Source organism: Cellulomonas sp. NPDC058312 (assembly GCF_042880135.1).
Classification (GTDB): Bacteria; Actinomycetota; Actinomycetes; order Actinomycetales; family Cellulomonadaceae; genus Cellulomonas.
This window is the reverse complement of the sequence record NZ_JBHVZE010000023.1, coordinates 1-1557: the sequence shown is the minus strand read 5'-3', so window position 1 is coordinate 1557 and position 1557 is coordinate 1. Positions and strand designations below refer to the sequence as shown.

General features: G+C 66.4%; 2 protein-coding genes. Both read right to left on the bottom strand.

What is annotated here, in order from left to right; all coding sequences use genetic code 11:
* Positions 1–22: 22 nt before the first annotated feature.
* On the bottom strand, positions 23–1159 hold the full coding sequence (locus tag ACFVXN_RS18430; protein ID WP_037246031.1) for an IS481 family transposase: 1137 nt from the start codon (positions 1157–1159) through the stop codon (positions 23–25).
* A 142-nt stretch (positions 1160–1301) separates the two neighbouring features.
* Positions 1302–1557 (bottom strand): enoyl-CoA hydratase/isomerase family protein (locus ACFVXN_RS18425; RefSeq protein WP_389235970.1); only part of this gene is annotated, 256 nt, incomplete at its 5' end.

Below are 1557 nucleotides of genomic sequence, written 5' to 3'. Positions count from 1 at the left end.
GGACTTGGAGGACAGATCTGTCTCAGGACTTTGAGGACAGTTTCTGGTAACGCGTGGTCCTGTCGAGTGTAAGTGTGCGGACGGTCGTGTCGCCGATCATCACGACGACACGATCGCCCTGCCAGTAGACGGTCGCGGTGGTGTTCTTGTGTCGGCGGCCGAGGATGATCGAGAGTCCGTCGAACTGGATCACGCCGGTAGTCGAGACGGGGCGGGTGGTGCATCCCGATCGTGCCGCCGGCCCGGGCGTCGGCTGGGCCGGATGTGTTGCGTCCCAGCGTTGGTTCGGGGTCATACCGTCGATGCCCTGGTGGCGCCTGTTGTTGTAGAGCTGCCGGTAGGTGTCGAGTTGGGACTGCAGCTCGGTCAGGGTCGCCGCCGGTGGCTGCTTGGCCAACCATTTCCGCAAGGTCTGATGGGCGCGTTCGTTCTTGCCGCAGGTCTGCGGGTGCCGGACCGAGGACGCGATCGTCACGGTCCCGAGGGCGGCGAGGTTGCGTTCGACCTCGGACATCCCGCCCCGGCGTTTCCCGGAGAAGGCGAGCCCGTTGTCGGAGAGTAGGTGTACCGGCACCCCGTGCCCGTCCATCGCCCGTTGCAGTGCCGCCCACGCGTCGGCGGAGGTTTCGGCCCGGGCGGCATACGAGCACACGTCCAGACGCGAGTGGTCGTCGAGAATCTGCAGGATGCACACCACGGTGCCGTCGGCGAGATAATGCTCGAGGCCGTCGATCTGCCAGCACCCGTTGGGGGCGGAGTACTCGAAACTGCGGCGTGAACGGGGTTTCTTGCGTGGCTGAGGAACGATCTGTCCGCACTCCCTCAGTACCCGGTACACCGTTGAGCGCGACGGGGTCGGGTCGAGTCCCTGGGCCTCGAGGCGCCACACGATCGAGATCGGGCCGTTGTCGAAGCCCTCGTCGTCGAGTTCCTTGCGGGCACGGACGATGGCCTCACACACCTCGGGTCCGGTACGGGTCGGGCTGTGGTGTGGCCGGGTCGAGCGGGTGGTGAACGCTGCGGCGCCCTCGGTGCGGAACCTGCCCACCAGGACGTAGAAGGTATTGCGGGAGATGCCCTGCTCTCGGCACAGGCGGGACACGTTCACCCGTGCCCCGCCTGCGACCGCCGAGACCGTGGCCACGATGTCCGGATTCATCGAAAACCCTTTTCCACCCATGCCCGATTGTCACGGGCACGGGTCGTCAGTGTCCTCGATGTCCTGAGACATCAACTGTCCTGCATGTCCTGAACTCAGACAGGCGGGCACGTCGGTTGACGAAGCTCACTCGGGCAACGTCCTAGCGCGGGCACAGGGCGTTACTGATTTCGTCGATGAGTCCCCACGCCAGGGCGGTCTCTGTGTCGAGGGCGGCGCCCGTGGCGCACAGCCAGAAGGCCCGCCATCGGCCGATCCGTCGCGGCACGCTCACCGTTCCGCCGGCTCCGGGGATCAACCCCATGGACACCTCCGGCAAGCGGAACACGGTGCCCGGCGCAGCCACGATCCGCCCAGCGAATGCGGGTACCTCGATCCCGGCCCCGACACAGCTACCG